This is a genomic window from Kitasatospora cheerisanensis KCTC 2395, from assembly GCF_000696185.1.
GTDB classification, from domain to species: Bacteria; Actinomycetota; Actinomycetes; order Streptomycetales; family Streptomycetaceae; genus Kitasatospora; species Kitasatospora cheerisanensis.
In genome coordinates, this window is sequence record NZ_KK853997.1 from 4,450,357 (window position 1) to 4,463,005 (window position 12,649).

The following is a 12,649-nucleotide window of genomic DNA, read 5'->3' on the forward strand; positions in this document are numbered from 1 at the left end:
GGAACCACCCCGTGAGCCGGGCGAGAGGCTTCACGCCGCCGCGCCGGTGGGAACGGTGCGCAGGGCGTAGCCGACGCCGCGGACGGTCTGGATGATGCGGGGCATGCCGTGCTGCTCGGTCTTGCGGCGCAGGTACATCACGTACACGTCGAGGGAGTTGGAGGAGGGCTCGAAGTCGAAACCCCAGACGGCCTTCAGGATCTGTTCGCGGGTCAGCACCTGGCGCGGGTGCGAGAGGAACATCTCCAGCAGCATGAACTCGGTGCGGGTGAGTTCGATCGGGGTGCCGTCGCGGGTGACCTCGCGGGTGGCGGTGTTCATCCGCAGGTCGGCGAAGGCCAGCACCTCGCTGCCGTCCTCGTCGGCGGCGGTGCGGGCGGCGGCCTCCGCGGCGAGCGCGTTGCGGCGGAGCAGGGCGCGGACCCGGGCCAACAGCTCGTCGAGTTCGAAGGGCTTGGCGAGGTAGTCGTCGGCGCCGACGTCGAGTCCGGTGACGCGGTCGCCGACGGCGTCCCGCGCGGTGAGCATCAGGACGGGGACGGTGTCGCCGCGCGAGCGCATCCGGCGGACGGCGGTGAGGCCGTCCATCCGGGGCATCATGATGTCGAGCAGGACCAGGTCGGGGTGTTCGCGTTCGACGGCGGTCAGCGCCTCGTAGCCGTCGGTGGCGGTGGTGACCTGGTAGCCCTCGAAGGCGAGGCTGGATTCCAGCGCGTCGCGCAGGGCGGGTTCGTCGTCGACCACGAGGACGCGGGCGCCGCCGCCCGGGGCCTCGGCAGAAGTGCGGTCGTCGGCGGGGGGAGTCATCGGCGCGTGGGCCCTTTCTGGATCCGGTGCGGTCGTGGCCATTGTCCGTCGGGTGGGACGGATCCGGCGGGTGTCAGAGGTTCTTGCCGGCCTGCATCTGCGGCAGCACCTGCTTGACGCTGTTGATCGGGATGGCGAAGCCGAGGCCGACGCTGCCCGCCGCGGTGCTGCCGGTGGAGCCGGAGTCGGCCGAGTACATGGCCGAGTTGATGCCGATGACCTGGCCGGCGGCGTTGATCAGCGGGCCGCCGGAGTTGCCGGGGTTGAGCGCGGCGTCGGTCTGCAGGGCCTGGTAGGTGGCGGTGTCGCCGCCGGCGGTGGAGCCGCTCGTGCCGGGCAGTTGGGGGAAGCCGAAGCCGCCGTTGCCGCTGGTGGTGCCCTCGTCGACCTGCACGGACACGGTGCGGTTCTTCGCCGAGACGATGCCGGAGGTGACGGTGCCGGTGAGGCCCTCGGGGTTGCCGATGGCGACCACGGAGTCGCCGACGGCCGTGGCGTCGGAGTCGCCGAGCACGGCGGTGGTCAGACCGCTGACGCCGGTGGCGGTGATGACGGCGGTGTCCAGGGACTTGTCGGTGCCGGTGACGGTGGCGGAGGCGGTCCTGCCGTCGTGGAAGGTGACGGTCGCCCGGCCGCCGTTCACCGCGCCGGAGACGACGTGGTAGTTGGTGAGGATCTGTCCGTCGGCGGTGAGGATCACGCCGGTGCCGGTGGCGGTTCCGCTGCCGGTCTTGACGGTGATCTGGACGACGGCGGGGGAGAGCGCGGCGGCGATCGCCGACACGTTCGCGCTGCCGTTGGCGTTCGCCGCGACCGGGCGGACCAGGGTGCTGCCCGCGGCGGAGGAGGAGCCGTCGCGGTCGCCCGCCAGGACGCCGCCGGTGACGCCGCCGAGCAGCGCGGCCGTCGCGGCGACGGCGGTGACCAGGGCGAGCCGGGTCCTCAGCAGGCCGCGGCGGGCGCGGTGGCCGGCGGGCTGCGGCAGGTCGGGCCCGGGTCGGGGGCGGCGAAGGCGGTGGGCGGCGTCGGCGGGAGCCAGCCCGCGCCGCCGTCCTGGGGGTGGGGCTCGTGGGTGCTGCGGTGCTGGTCGCTCATGGAGACGACGGTCCGCCCGCTTCATGAACGTTCGATGAGAGGGCGGTACGAGTTCCCCCAGAAGCGTGTCAGCTTCTCATAAAGCCTGGTCAGGCCGGGGATCGGCCGTCCTCGCCGGTGCAGCCGCAGGAACGCCGTACGACCAGGCGCGACGGGAACTTGCGGACCCGTTCGGTGTCGCTGCCGGGCACCATCAGCGAGTCGTCGAGGACCAGGTCGACGGCGGCCCGGGCCATCGCGTCCCGGTCGGAGGCGACGGTGGTGAGCGGCGGGTCGGCGAACCCGGCCTCCGGGATGTCGTCGAAGCCGGCCACCGCGAGGTCCGTGCCGACCTTCAGGCCGAGTTCGCGGGCGGCCCGCAGCACGCCGATGGCCTGGTCGTCGGTGGAGCAGAAGATCGCCGGCGGCCGCCGGTCGGAGGCGAGCAGCTCCAGCGCGACCTGGTAGGCGCCGTAGCGGTGGAACGGGGCGTCGATCAGGTACGGCTCGGTGGGCAGGCCGTGCGCGGTCATGGCGAGTTCCCAGCCGGCCACGTGGTCGATGACCGGGTCGCCGGGGGCGGGCGACTCGACCGGTCCGCCGAAACACGCCACGTACGGGTGACCGTGCACTTCGAGCAGGTGACGGACGACCAGTTCGGAGCCGCCGACGTCGTCGGTGACCACCGCGACGTCGTCGATCGCCTCGGGGCGGCGGTGCAGCAGCACCACCTTGGCGCCCTCCATGGCGGCGAACTCCTCGGCGGCGCGCTGCGAGGGGCCCTGGCTGACCAGGATCAGGCCGGAGACCCGCATGCCGAGGAAGGCGCGGACGTAGTGCACCTCGCGGTCGTCGACGTAGTCGGAGTTGCCGATCAGCACGAGCTTGCCGCGCTCGGAGGCGGCGCGTTCCACGGCGTGCGCCATCTCCGCGAAGAACGGCTGCCGGGCGTCGGGGACGACCATGCCGATCAGGTTGGTCCGCCGGGAGGCCATCGCCTGGGCGACCGAGTTCGGGCGGTACCCGAGCTGCTCGATCGCGGCGAGCACCTTCTCCCTGGTGGCCGGGGCGACCGGCCGGGGACCGTTGTTGATCACATAGCTGACGACCGCGGTCGAGGTCCCAGCCAGTCGGGCTACATCGTCGCGCGTCACCTTGGCCACGGGGGGAGTCTACGCGGGTGGCTCGGCGCTTCGGCCCGGGGTCGCGCCCGGTGGGACGGGGCGTTTCCGGGACCGAACGGGACCGATCCGGGCAAAGCCGGGCGCGGGTCCGCGGCGCCCGGCTCCGCCCGACGGGGCATCAGCGCTCGCGGGTCGCAGCGGCTCTGCTCGGCTCGGCCTTGTCGCCGCCCTTGTCGCCCCGCTCGGGGACCACGAAGCGGTAGCCGACGTTCCGCACGGTGCCGATCAACTGCTCGTTCTCGACGCCGAGTTTGGCCCGCAGCCGGCGCACGTGGACGTCCACGGTGCGGGTGCCGCCGAAGTAGTCGTAGCCCCACACCTCCTGGAGCAGCTGGGCCCGGGTGAAGACCCGCCCCGGGTGCTGGGCCAGGTACTTGAGCAGCTCGAACTCCTTGAAGGTGAGGTCGAGGACGCGGCCCTTGAGCTTGGCGGAGTAGGTGGCCTCGTCGACCGACAGGTCGCCGTTGCGGATCTCCATCGGGGAGTCGTCGGCGGCGACCTGGAGCCGGCCGAGGGCGAGCCGCAGCCGGGCCTCGACCTCGGCCGGGCCGGCGGTGTCCAGCAGCACGTCGTCGATGCCCCAGTCGGCGCTGACGGCGGCCAGGCCGCCCTCGGTGACGACCAGGATCAGCGGGCTGCCGATGCCGGTGGAGCGCAGCAGCTGGCACAGGCTGCGGATCTGCGGCAGGTCGCGGCGCCCGTCGACCAGGATCACGTCGGCGCTCGGGGTGTCGACCAGGGCGGACCCCTCGGCGGGGGCCACCCGGACGCTGTGCAGCAGCAGTCCGAGGGCGGGCAGCACCTCGGCGGAGGGTTGCAGGGCGTTGGTCAGCAGGAGCAGTGAACTCATACCCGGTTAGTCCCCTTTCCGGGTCGTCGCGGTCGCGGCCGCCGAGGGGAACGGCGGACGCGGAACAGGGTGGGGGAGCGCCGACAGTCCGGAGGGGGCGGCGGCGGACGGGGCGGCGGTGGCCGGCCGGGGTCCCGCAACCCCCGGCGTCCCGCTGGTGCCTCGTCCATCGGCGTACCCTCCGCTCTGTCCGCCGGGGCCGGCACGTCGTCGTGCGGCCGGCGGCGGGGCCGGTCCGGCGGCGGGTGCGGGTGGGGCACCGTTCGCAAGAACGTCCTAACTGGCGTCCTGAAAGCACAAAAGGACCCGGGGGCGACTCTGCCCGGATCCCTTACGGAATCGAGAATAGCCGACCGCCCGCGCGCCCGGGAGAGGCGCGAGCGGCGCACTGTCCCTCGGGCGGGCCCGGGAGGGGTGAAGTACGACACCTTGCGCCCCCGGGGTGACCTGGTGTGTTTGCCCGGTCGCGGGGACCGGGGGCGATGATGGGGTCCGCACCGGGCCGGCCGCCGCTCCGGGCGAGGACCGTCGAGAGGGGTAGCCGTGACCGCGACCGCCGATGCCCGTTCCGGGCCGGATTCACCCGTGCGGGTCAGCGGGACGGTCCGGTTCTGGGCCGCCGCCAAGGCCGCAGCGGGCCGCGCCGAGGAGCCGTACCTGGCCGCCACGCTGGCCGAGGCGCTGGCCGCGGTGCGCGCCGCGCACGCCGGACGGCCGGAGCTGCTGCGGGTGCTGGGGATGTGCTCGTTCCTGGTGGACGGCGACCCGGTGGGCACCCGCGAGCACGCCGCGGTGGCGCTGTCCGAGGGCGGCACGGTGGAGGTGCTGCCGCCGTTCGCCGGAGGCTGAGCGAGGGTTCTGCGGAGAGCGGCACCGGAACCCGGGTGTCCGTGCGATCGTCCTCATGTCCGGGGCAGGTCCGTCGACGGAGCGGCCCGCCGGACCGTCTCAGGGGGAGTGCGATGCGTGGCGCGGTGAAACTGCTGATCGGCCTCGGCGTGGTGGGCGGCCTGCTGGTCGCCGCCGACCGGGTGGCCGTCGGGGTGGCGGAGGACCAGGCCGCCGACGCCGCGGTCTCCTCCGGCTGGATGACCACCAAGCCGGACGTCGAGATCGGCGACATCCCCTTCCTGACCAGCGCGGTGGCCGGCGAGCTGGACGAGGTCGACCTGACCTCGGACGGGATGACGCTGACCGACGGCAAGGACCGGGTGACGGTGCACGCCTTCCGGGCCAGCCTGTCCCGGGTGAAGTTCACCGACTCCTACCGGGGCGTGACGGTCGGGCACGGCGACGGCCAGGGCGTGGTCGACTACAAGGACCTGTCCAAGTTCCTGGCCGGCGGCGGACTGCTCGGCCTGGAGTACGCCGGCCCGGGCCAGGTGAAGGCCGCGATGCCCGGCGGCGGGATCGAGGGCAAGCTGCACGCCGACGGCAACGACGTGGTCGTGGACAACCTCCAACTCACCGGCGCTGCCTCGGCGTTGAAGGGCCTGGCGGGCGACCGGCTGAAGCCCCAGCGGTTCCGCCTGACCGGCCTGCCGAAGGGCCTCTCGCTGGCCGAGGCCACCCCCGAGCCCGGCGGGGTGCGGCTGCGCTTCACCGTCGCCGCGGGCACCACGCTGGGGCACTGAGCGGACCGTCCGACCGTCCGCTGGGCGAGACGCGCTGTCCAGCGCCGTCCGGAGAATCCGTCGCACCGCCGGTTCGCCCGGTCCCCGCACGGGGCCCGGGCCCGGCGGGACGCGATGGAAAATCGGCAAATCTCAGGATTCGAGTGATCGGGTCTCACTATTCGACACGATGATGACAGCGCCCCTTCGGAGTCCCTAGCATCGTCGTCATGAAGCGACAGGCGGACCTCACGAAGCGGCGGGCGGTAGACCACTGCCGCGTGTCGAGCTGCCTGTGTCGAATGCGCTGACCGGGCGGTCCTGACCCCAGTCACGGCACGCCCGCCCCGTTCCGACGCCGCGAACCGGTAGCAGTTTCGCACCGGTGCGTCGGGAACGACGAGCACCTCTCCGATTCACCCCTCCCGGCTCAGCCGCACCTCACGCCGTCCCAGCATGCGGACAGGTGTGCGGACAACGCGGCCCGGGACACCCTCCAGCAGCCTTCCGCCAACCGCCCCCGGATGGAGAAACAGCACATGAGCCGCAGCGACGTACTGGTCGATGCCGACTGGGTCCAGGCCCACCTGGACGACCCGAAGGTGGTCGTCGTCGAGGTCGACGAAGACACCGCCGCCTACGACAAGAACCACATCCGCAACGCGGTCCGGATCGACTGGAAGAAGGACCTGCAGGACCCGGTCCGCCGCGACTTCATCGACCAGGCCGGCTTCGAGGCGCTGCTGTCCGCCAAGGGCATCGCCAACGACGACACCGTGGTGCTGTACGGCGGCAACAACAACTGGTTCGCCAGCTACGCCTACTGGTACTTCAAGCTGTACGGCCACGGCGACGTCCGCCTGCTGGACGGCGGCCGCAAGAAGTGGGAGCTGGACTCCCGCGAGCTGGTCGTCGAGCAGCCCGAGCGCGCCGCCACCCAGTACACCGCGCAGCCGGCCGACTCCTCGATCCGCGCCTTCCGCGACGACGTGATCAACGCGATCGGCACCCTGAACCTGGTCGACGTCCGCTCGCCCGACGAGTTCTCCGGCAAGCTGCTCGCCCCGGCCCACCTCCCGCAGGAGCAGTCGCAGCGCCCCGGCCACGTGCCGAGCGCCAAGAACGTCCCGTGGGCGAAGAACGCCAACGACGACGGCACCTTCAAGAGCGACGACGAGCTGAAGGCGCTGTACGAGGCCGAGGGCGTCGACCTGGCCACCGACACCATCGCCTACTGCCGGATCGGCGAGCGCTCCGCGCTCACCTGGTTCGTCCTGCACGAGCTGCTCGGCCAGCAGAACGTCAAGAACTACGACGGCTCGTGGACCGAGTACGGCAGCCTGGTCGGCGTGCCGATCGAGCTCGGCAACTGAGCTCCGGCTCGCGCGAAGCAAGGAAGAGGGAGAACAGACATGTGCGGTGCGAAGGCCGGCGGCCCGGACCTGGCAGGAGTTGACGTGGCGAACGAGACGATCATCCAGGGTTCGGTGACCCGCAACGAGGAGCCGGTCAACGGCTACGTGCGGCTGCTCGACGAGAACGGCGAGTTCACCGCCGAGGTCCCGACCTCGGCGACCGGGCAGTTCCGGTTCTTCGCCCGCCCGGGCAAGTGGACCCTCCGGGCCCTGGTGCCCGGCGCCACCGTGGACCGCCAGGTGGTCGCCACCCAGGGCGAGTTCACCGAGGTCGCGATCGCGGTCTGAGGACCGCACGGAGGGCCCCGGACGTCTTACGACGGCCGGGGCCCTCGGCCTACCCTGGAACCGTGCAGGCACACCGGCGGCACGTGCGCTACTTCGTGATGATGGGCGTCTGCCTGGGGCTGTTCGTCCTCGCCTGGGGCGTGGTGCGGTTCTTCTCGGTCGGCGCCGCGATCGGCCTGTGCCTGGTGGCGATGGTGATCCCGCCGCTGGCCGCCGTCCTCGCCAACCGGCGGGACAAGGACGACGACTGGTGGAACGACCCGCGCTGGGACGACCCGCACTGGGAGCAGCGCGGCCACGACCGGGACCGGCCGGACCACGAGCCGCCCGAGGACCGCTAGCGGCCGGCGGCTCAGTAGACGAGCGCCTTGGCGTCGTCCGCCATCACCTCGGACAGGAACACCTGCGCGCCGGCGATCCGCACGCCCTCGATGACGTCCGCCTGCGCGATGCCCCGGCGCGCCGCGCACTGGGTGCACAGGGTGACGGTGCCCGCGGCGAGGATCGCCTCCAGCAGGTCCGGCAGCGGCGCGGAGTGCGGCAGTTCGAACTCGGCGGCCTTCCCGGGCAGCGCGAACCACGCGGACTCGCCGGTCAGCCACAGCGAGACCGGCACCCCGCTGGCGACCGCGACCGAGGCGACCGTGAAGGCCTGCGAGCAGCGCTCCGGCGCGTCCGCACCGGCGGTGACCTTGATGACCAGGTTCTTCGACATGCCCCAGAGACTACGGGCGCGGGGGCCGCCCGATAGACTCCCGGCCGTAGTGGAAAGCCCCGTACGTCCGTCGAACCCGCCCCTGGGAGCGCACCGTGTCCGGTCTTGAGATCTTCTTCGACAGCCTGCTGGCTCTGATGGCCGTGCTGATCACCTGGTTCGCCATCTTCTCCGTCATGAAGCTCTACCAGGGCCAGCGCTGAGCCTGCCGTACGGTTGATCCGGTAACCGTCCGACGACAGCAGCCAGGACCATGATCGAGATTCCTTCCGACCTCCACCGGGACGTCGTCCCGCTCGCCTTCCTCCTCGGTACCTGGGAGGGCGCGGGCGTCCATGACTTCCCCGGCAGCGAGAAGTGCAACTTCGGCCAGGAGATCGTCTTCCGCCACGACGGACGGCCTTTCCTGGAGTTCCGCTCCCGTACCTGGGTGCTGGACGAGCAGGGCGAGAAGGTCCGCCCGCTGGAGATGGAGCACGCCTTCTGGCGGGTGACCAGCAACCAGCACGGGACCAGCGGCGAGCGCGAGATCGAGGTCTCCTCGGTGCGCGACGACGGCACCGTGGAGATCTGGTACGGCAAGCTGCACGACGGCAAGCCGCAGATCGACCTGGCCACCGACGCGGTCGCCCGGATCGAGGGCGCGGCCCCGTACAGCGGCGGCAAGCGGCTGTTCGGCCTGGTCAAGGACGAGCTGCTGTGGGTCGGCGAGAAGGCCGCCCCGCAGGTGCCGCTGCGGCCGTACATGTCGGCGCAGCTGAAGAAGGTGCTCAACCCGGCGCAGCTGATCAAGGACGTCAACGACCTCCCGGACGACGGGATCGCGTTCTTCCGCTGAGCCCGGTGCGAGTGGGGGACCGACCCGGCGGTCGGTCCCTACACTGGTCGGCACGACCTCTCAACGGGCAGGGACACCAGTGGCGAACACCGAGACCACCGACTGGAAGGCCGACCTGCGCGAGCGCGGCTACCGGCTGACCCCGCAGCGCCAGCTGGTGCTGGAGGCCGTCGACGTGCTCGACCACGCCACTCCGGACGAGATCCTGGCGCAGGTCCGGCGCACCGCCAGCGGCGTCAACATCTCCACCGTGTACCGGACGCTGGAGCTCCTGGAGGAGCTCGGCCTGGTCTCGCACGCCCACCTCGGGCACGGCGCGCCCACCTACCACCTGGCGGGCCGGCACACCCACCTGCACCTGGTCTGCCGGGACTGCGACCGGGTCACCGAGACCGACACCGCGATCGCCGCGCCGCTGATCGACAGCCTGCGCGCCCAGCACGGCTTCGACACCGACCTGAAGCACTTCGCCATCTTCGGCCGCTGCGCGGACTGCACCGCCGAGTCGGAGGACGGCCGGTCGTAAGCTGGCCGGTATGAAGAGCCCGCTGCTTGCGCTGCCCGGCGCCGTCGCCGCCGAAGGTCCCGACGAGGGGGTCGCCGCCCACTACGGCGACCTGTTCCGCGAGCAGCGGGAGCTGGCCGCGGGGCGCGGCTTCACCGACCTGTCGCACCGCGGCGTGGTCACCGTCACCGGCCCGGACCGGCTGAGCTGGCTGCACCTGCTGCTCACCCAGCACGTCAGCGAACTGCCGCCGCAGCAGGCCACCGAGGCGCTGGTGCTGTCCCCGCACGGGCACGTCGAGCACGCGCTCTACCTGGTCGACGACGGGGAGACGACCTGGATCCACGTGGAGCCCGGCACCGCGCCCGCGCTGGTGGCGTACCTGGAGTCGATGAAGTTCTGGAACCGGGCCGAGGTCGCCGACGCCACCGCCGACTACGCGGTGGTGTTCCTGCCGGCCGGCTCCACCACCCCCGCCGACCGGGCCGCCGCCGTCCGCGAACTCCCGTGGGGCCGCGACCTGTTCGTGCCGCGCGCGGAACTCGCCGAGGCCGTCGCGGAGTTCGGCCCCGCCGCCGGCGTGTGGGCGTACGAGGCGCTGCGGATCGAGGGGCACCGGCCGCGCCTCGGCTTCGAGACCGACCACCGCACCATCCCGCACGAGGTGGACTGGCTGGGCAGCGCGGTGCACCTGAACAAGGGCTGCTACCGCGGCCAGGAGACGGTCGCCCGGGTGCACAACCTGGGCCGCCCGCCGCGCCGCCTGGTCTTCCTGCACCTGGACGGCACCGAGGAGAAGCTGCCCGCGCACGGCGCCGAGGTCCGGGTCGAGGGCCAGGATCGGCCGGTCGGCTTCGTCACCTCCGCGGCCCGCCACCACGAGCTGGGCCCGGTCGCGCTGGCCCTGGTCAAGCGGAACACCCCGGTGGACGCGGTGCTGCTGGCCGACGGCGTGCCCGGCAGCCAGGACGTGATCGTCCCGGCCTGAGGCCCGCTCAGACCTCCAGCAGCACGGTGAACGGCCCGTCGTTCACCAGCGACACCTTCATGTCGGCGCCGAACCGCCCGGTCTCGACCTTCGCGCCCAGCGCGCGGAGTTCGGCCACCACGGCGTCCACCAGCGGTTCGGCGACCGGGCCGGGGGCGGCGGCGTTCCAGGTGGGGCGGCGGCCCTTGCGGGCGTCGCCGTACAGGGTGAACTGGCTGATCACCAGCAGCGGGGCGCCGAGCTCCGAGCAGGACTGCTCGGGGCTGCCCGGGAACAGCCGCAGCGTCCACAGCTTGCGGGCCAGCTGGGCGGCCTGCGCCGGAGTGTCCTCGTGGGTGGCGCCGACCAGGACGCACAGGCCGGGGCCCTCGATCGCGCCGACCGTCTCGCCGTCCACCGTCACGGCCGCCTCGGCGACCCGTTGCACCACTGCTCGCATGCCGCCCATTGTGCCCGCACGTCCACCTGGGGGGCGCGTGCCCTCGGGTTGCACGCCGGGGTCGCACGTGATGCGCCCCGATCGGTGCAGGTGAGCCCATGGCGCGGATTCTTCGTACTAGCCAGGGGTGTTCGCCAGGGGGCCGTTCGGGTACTCGGGCGTGCGGGCCCGGGGCCCGGGGTGGCACGCTGTCCGACGGCCCGGGGCCATCCGGGCCCGAGGGGGCTCCGCCGTCCCGGCGAACCGCGTCACCCGCACGAGTGGCACCGCCCGACGCCGGGAACCCTGGTGGCGGGCGGCCCGTGCGATCGGCGGGCCCTGGTACTACGGCAGGTGGTCGGATTGATGGACGTGAGCGCGCTCGACGGGCTGGCCGGCCTGGCCCTGGAGGAGCTGCGGGTGCTGCGCCGGGACGCCCTGGAGCAGGAGGCCGACCTGTCGTACCTGCGCCGCCTGCTGCACGGCCGGCTGGACATCCTGCGGGCCGAACTGCAGCGCCGGGAGATCCCGCTGGCGGTCGCCGGCGAGGCGCAGGGCGAGCTGCTCGACCGGCTGCCCGCGATCCTGGCGGACACCCCGTCCGCCACCCGCCGCCCGGCCCGGCACCTGACCCTCGGCCCGCCGCGCGGCGAGCGCTACCGGCTGGAGGCGGACGCCCTGATGGGCGACGTCCAGCTGGCCGACCTCGGCGCGCACGCCACCGCCGACCTGCTGGCCGCCGCCGAACGGCTGGCCGAGCACGAGCGCGAGGTGTCCGGCCGCCGCCAGGCCCTGCAGCGCACCGCGGACGACTGCGGGGCGGAGATCACCCGCAGGTACCGTGAGGGGGAGGCCCGGGTCGAGGACCTGCTCGGCGGCAGCTGAGCGGGCGGAACGCGGTCGGGGCCCGCCCACCCTCACCGCACGCCCTGGAGACCCACCCGTGTCGCAGTCCGCCCTGCCCGCCCTCGCCGAGGTCATACGCTCCGGCTTCACCGAGGGCCGCCACCGCGGTTCGCTGGTCCTGCTCGACGCCGACGGCGCCGTCGCGTTCGCGCTCGGCGCCCCCGAGCAGCCGGTCTTTCCGCGTTCCACCGCCAAGCCGTTCCAGGCGGTCGCCACCCTCCGGGCCGGCCTGGAGCTGCACGGCGAGCAGCTCGCCCTGGCCGCCTCCAGCCACTCCGCCGAGCCCTTCCACCGGGCCGCGGTCCGCCGGATCCTCACCGACGCCGGCCTCACCGAGGCCGCCCTGCGCACCCCCGCCGACCTGCCGCTGGACGAGGTCGAGGCGGAGGAGCTGCTGCGCTCCGGCGGGCAGCGGGAGCCGATCCTGATGGACTGCTCCGGCAAGCACGCCGGCTGGCTGGCCGCCTGCGCCGCCAACGGCTGGGACCTGGAGAGCTACCTCGACCCCGAGCACCCGATCCAGCGCCTGGCCCGCACCGCGCTGGAGGAGGGCACCGGCGAGCGCGCCGCGCACACCGGCACCGACGGCTGCGGCGCCCCGCTGCTGGCCGTCTCGCTGACCGGCCTGGCCCGCGGCTACCGCGCCCTGGTGCTGGCCGGGCCGGGCACCGAGCAGCGCCGGGTCGCCGACGCGATGCGCGCCCACCCCGAGTACGTGGCCGGCACCCGCCGGGCCGACACCTGGCTGATGCGGGCGGTGCCCGGGGCGCTGTCCAAGATGGGCGCCGAGGCCGTCCAGGTGGTCGCGCTGCCCGACGGCCGGGCCCTGGCCTTCAAGATCGAGGACGGCGCGGAGCGCGCCCGCGGCCCGGTGCTGGCCGCCGCGCTGCGCCGGCTGGGCGTCGAGGACCCGGTGCTGGACCGGATCGCGGCCGCCCCGCTGCACGGCGGCGGCCAGGTGGTCGGCGAGGTCCGCGCGGCGTTCTGACGCCCCGTCGGGCGATGCCGGGATGCCCGCCCCGGCCCGCTGGTGCACGGTGGACGGCGG

16 protein-coding genes are annotated in these 12,649 nt (G+C 73.2%); 10 read left to right on the forward strand and 6 right to left on the reverse strand.

Annotated elements, in window-relative coordinates; all coding sequences use genetic code 11:
• Positions 1–30 precede the first annotated feature (30 nt).
• From KCH_RS20290 to KCH_RS20305, 4 genes are all read right to left on the reverse strand, one after another.
• Entirely contained in the window at positions 31–807 is a 777-nt protein-coding gene (locus KCH_RS20290) for a response regulator transcription factor (protein ID WP_035864884.1), read from the reverse strand.
• Between the two features lie 73 nt (positions 808–880).
• Positions 881–1,927 carry a S1C family serine protease gene (locus KCH_RS20295; RefSeq protein ID WP_157032126.1) on the reverse strand — a complete coding sequence of 349 codons (1,047 nt, stop codon included), beginning with the start codon at positions 1,925–1,927 and terminating at the stop codon, positions 881–883.
• A gap of 64 nt (positions 1,928–1,991) precedes the next feature.
• Positions 1,992–3,044, reverse strand: a complete 1,053-nt coding sequence (locus KCH_RS20300; protein WP_035864887.1) for a LacI family DNA-binding transcriptional regulator — start codon at positions 3,042–3,044, stop codon at positions 1,992–1,994.
• Between the two features lie 139 nt (positions 3,045–3,183).
• Positions 3,184–3,915 carry a response regulator transcription factor gene (locus tag KCH_RS20305; RefSeq protein WP_035864888.1) on the reverse strand — a complete coding sequence of 244 codons (732 nt, stop codon included), beginning with the start codon at positions 3,913–3,915 and terminating at the stop codon, positions 3,184–3,186.
• A 585-nt stretch (positions 3,916–4,500) separates the two neighbouring features.
• Here KCH_RS20305 and KCH_RS20310 point away from each other — a divergent pair.
• The 5 genes from KCH_RS20310 to KCH_RS20330 all read left to right on the forward strand — a co-directional run bounded on the left by KCH_RS20310 (position 4,501) and on the right by KCH_RS20330 (position 7,572).
• Positions 4,501–4,764, forward strand: a complete 264-nt coding sequence (locus KCH_RS20310; protein WP_035864890.1) for a MoaD/ThiS family protein — start codon at positions 4,501–4,503, stop codon at positions 4,762–4,764.
• A gap of 113 nt (positions 4,765–4,877) precedes the next feature.
• Entirely contained in the window at positions 4,878–5,549 is a 672-nt protein-coding gene (locus KCH_RS37605) for an LmeA family phospholipid-binding protein (RefSeq protein ID WP_051653269.1), read from the forward strand.
• A 518-nt stretch (positions 5,550–6,067) separates the two neighbouring features.
• Positions 6,068–6,901, forward strand: coding sequence for a sulfurtransferase (locus KCH_RS20320; RefSeq protein ID WP_035864891.1), 834 nt, complete (start codon positions 6,068–6,070; stop codon positions 6,899–6,901).
• A gap of 39 nt (positions 6,902–6,940) precedes the next feature.
• Positions 6,941–7,231, forward strand: a complete 291-nt coding sequence (locus KCH_RS20325; RefSeq protein ID WP_035864892.1) for a DUF1416 domain-containing protein — start codon at positions 6,941–6,943, stop codon at positions 7,229–7,231.
• Between the two features lie 62 nt (positions 7,232–7,293).
• Positions 7,294–7,572 (forward strand): DUF3099 domain-containing protein, encoded by a 279-nt coding sequence (locus KCH_RS20330; RefSeq protein WP_035864893.1) that lies wholly within the window; start codon positions 7,294–7,296, stop codon positions 7,570–7,572.
• 11 nt (positions 7,573–7,583) lie between these two features.
• On the opposite strand, the gene KCH_RS20335 is transcribed toward KCH_RS20330, so the two are convergent.
• Positions 7,584–7,946: a DsrE family protein gene (locus KCH_RS20335; RefSeq protein ID WP_035864894.1), complete on the reverse strand. Its 363-nt coding sequence runs from the start codon at positions 7,944–7,946 to the stop codon at positions 7,584–7,586.
• Positions 7,947–8,199: 253 nt separating this feature from the next.
• On the opposite strand from KCH_RS20335, the gene KCH_RS20340 reads away from it, so the two are divergent.
• From KCH_RS20340 to ygfZ, 3 genes are all read left to right on the forward strand, one after another.
• Complete coding sequence (locus KCH_RS20340; protein ID WP_035864895.1) at positions 8,200–8,784, forward strand: heme-binding beta-barrel domain-containing protein; 585 nt, start codon at positions 8,200–8,202, stop codon at positions 8,782–8,784.
• A 79-nt stretch (positions 8,785–8,863) separates the two neighbouring features.
• Positions 8,864–9,310: a Fur family transcriptional regulator gene (locus KCH_RS20345; RefSeq protein WP_035864897.1), complete on the forward strand. Its 447-nt coding sequence runs from the start codon at positions 8,864–8,866 to the stop codon at positions 9,308–9,310.
• 10 nt (positions 9,311–9,320) lie between these two features.
• A complete protein-coding gene (gene ygfZ / locus KCH_RS20350; RefSeq protein WP_035864898.1) occupies positions 9,321–10,277 on the forward strand; it encodes a CAF17-like 4Fe-4S cluster assembly/insertion protein YgfZ in 957 nt (318 codons plus the stop codon).
• A 7-nt stretch (positions 10,278–10,284) separates the two neighbouring features.
• On the opposite strand, the gene dtd is transcribed toward ygfZ, so the two are convergent.
• Complete coding sequence (gene dtd / locus KCH_RS20355; RefSeq protein WP_035872970.1) at positions 10,285–10,716, reverse strand: D-aminoacyl-tRNA deacylase; 432 nt, start codon at positions 10,714–10,716, stop codon at positions 10,285–10,287.
• Between the two features lie 345 nt (positions 10,717–11,061).
• On the opposite strand from dtd, the gene KCH_RS20360 reads away from it, so the two are divergent.
• Both KCH_RS20360 and KCH_RS20365 read left to right on the forward strand, forming a co-directional pair.
• Positions 11,062–11,580, forward strand: coding sequence for an RsiG family protein (locus KCH_RS20360; RefSeq protein ID WP_035864903.1), 519 nt, complete (start codon positions 11,062–11,064; stop codon positions 11,578–11,580).
• 58 nt (positions 11,581–11,638) lie between these two features.
• The gene (locus KCH_RS20365; RefSeq protein ID WP_035864915.1) at positions 11,639–12,589 is read left to right on the forward strand and encodes an asparaginase; all 951 of its coding nucleotides are present in this window, start codon (positions 11,639–11,641) and stop codon (positions 12,587–12,589) included.
• Positions 12,590–12,649 lie beyond the last annotated feature (60 nt).

Bases quoted from the DNA above. Each gene is read 5' to 3' on its own strand.
- KCH_RS20290 (WP_035864884.1), bottom strand. From the start codon at position 807: ATGACTCCCCCCGCCGACGACCGCACTTCTGCCGAGGCCCCGGGCGGC.
- KCH_RS20295 (WP_157032126.1), bottom strand. From the start codon at position 1,927: ATGAAGCGGGCGGACCGTCGTCTCCATGAGCGACCAGCACCGCAGCAC.
- KCH_RS20305 (WP_035864888.1), bottom strand. From the start codon at position 3,915: ATGAGTTCACTGCTCCTGCTGACCAACGCCCTGCAACCCTCCGCCGAG.
- KCH_RS37605 (WP_051653269.1), top strand. From the start codon at position 4,878: ATGCGTGGCGCGGTGAAACTGCTGATCGGCCTCGGCGTGGTGGGCGGC.
- KCH_RS20320 (WP_035864891.1), top strand. From the start codon at position 6,068: ATGAGCCGCAGCGACGTACTGGTCGATGCCGACTGGGTCCAGGCCCAC.
- KCH_RS20325 (WP_035864892.1), top strand. From the start codon at position 6,941: ATGTGCGGTGCGAAGGCCGGCGGCCCGGACCTGGCAGGAGTTGACGTG.
- KCH_RS20335 (WP_035864894.1), bottom strand. From the start codon at position 7,946: ATGTCGAAGAACCTGGTCATCAAGGTCACCGCCGGTGCGGACGCGCCG.
- KCH_RS20340 (WP_035864895.1), top strand. From the start codon at position 8,200: ATGATCGAGATTCCTTCCGACCTCCACCGGGACGTCGTCCCGCTCGCC.
- ygfZ (WP_035864898.1), top strand. From the start codon at position 9,321: ATGAAGAGCCCGCTGCTTGCGCTGCCCGGCGCCGTCGCCGCCGAAGGT.
- dtd (WP_035872970.1), bottom strand. From the start codon at position 10,716: ATGCGAGCAGTGGTGCAACGGGTCGCCGAGGCGGCCGTGACGGTGGAC.
- KCH_RS20360 (WP_035864903.1), top strand. From the start codon at position 11,062: ATGGACGTGAGCGCGCTCGACGGGCTGGCCGGCCTGGCCCTGGAGGAG.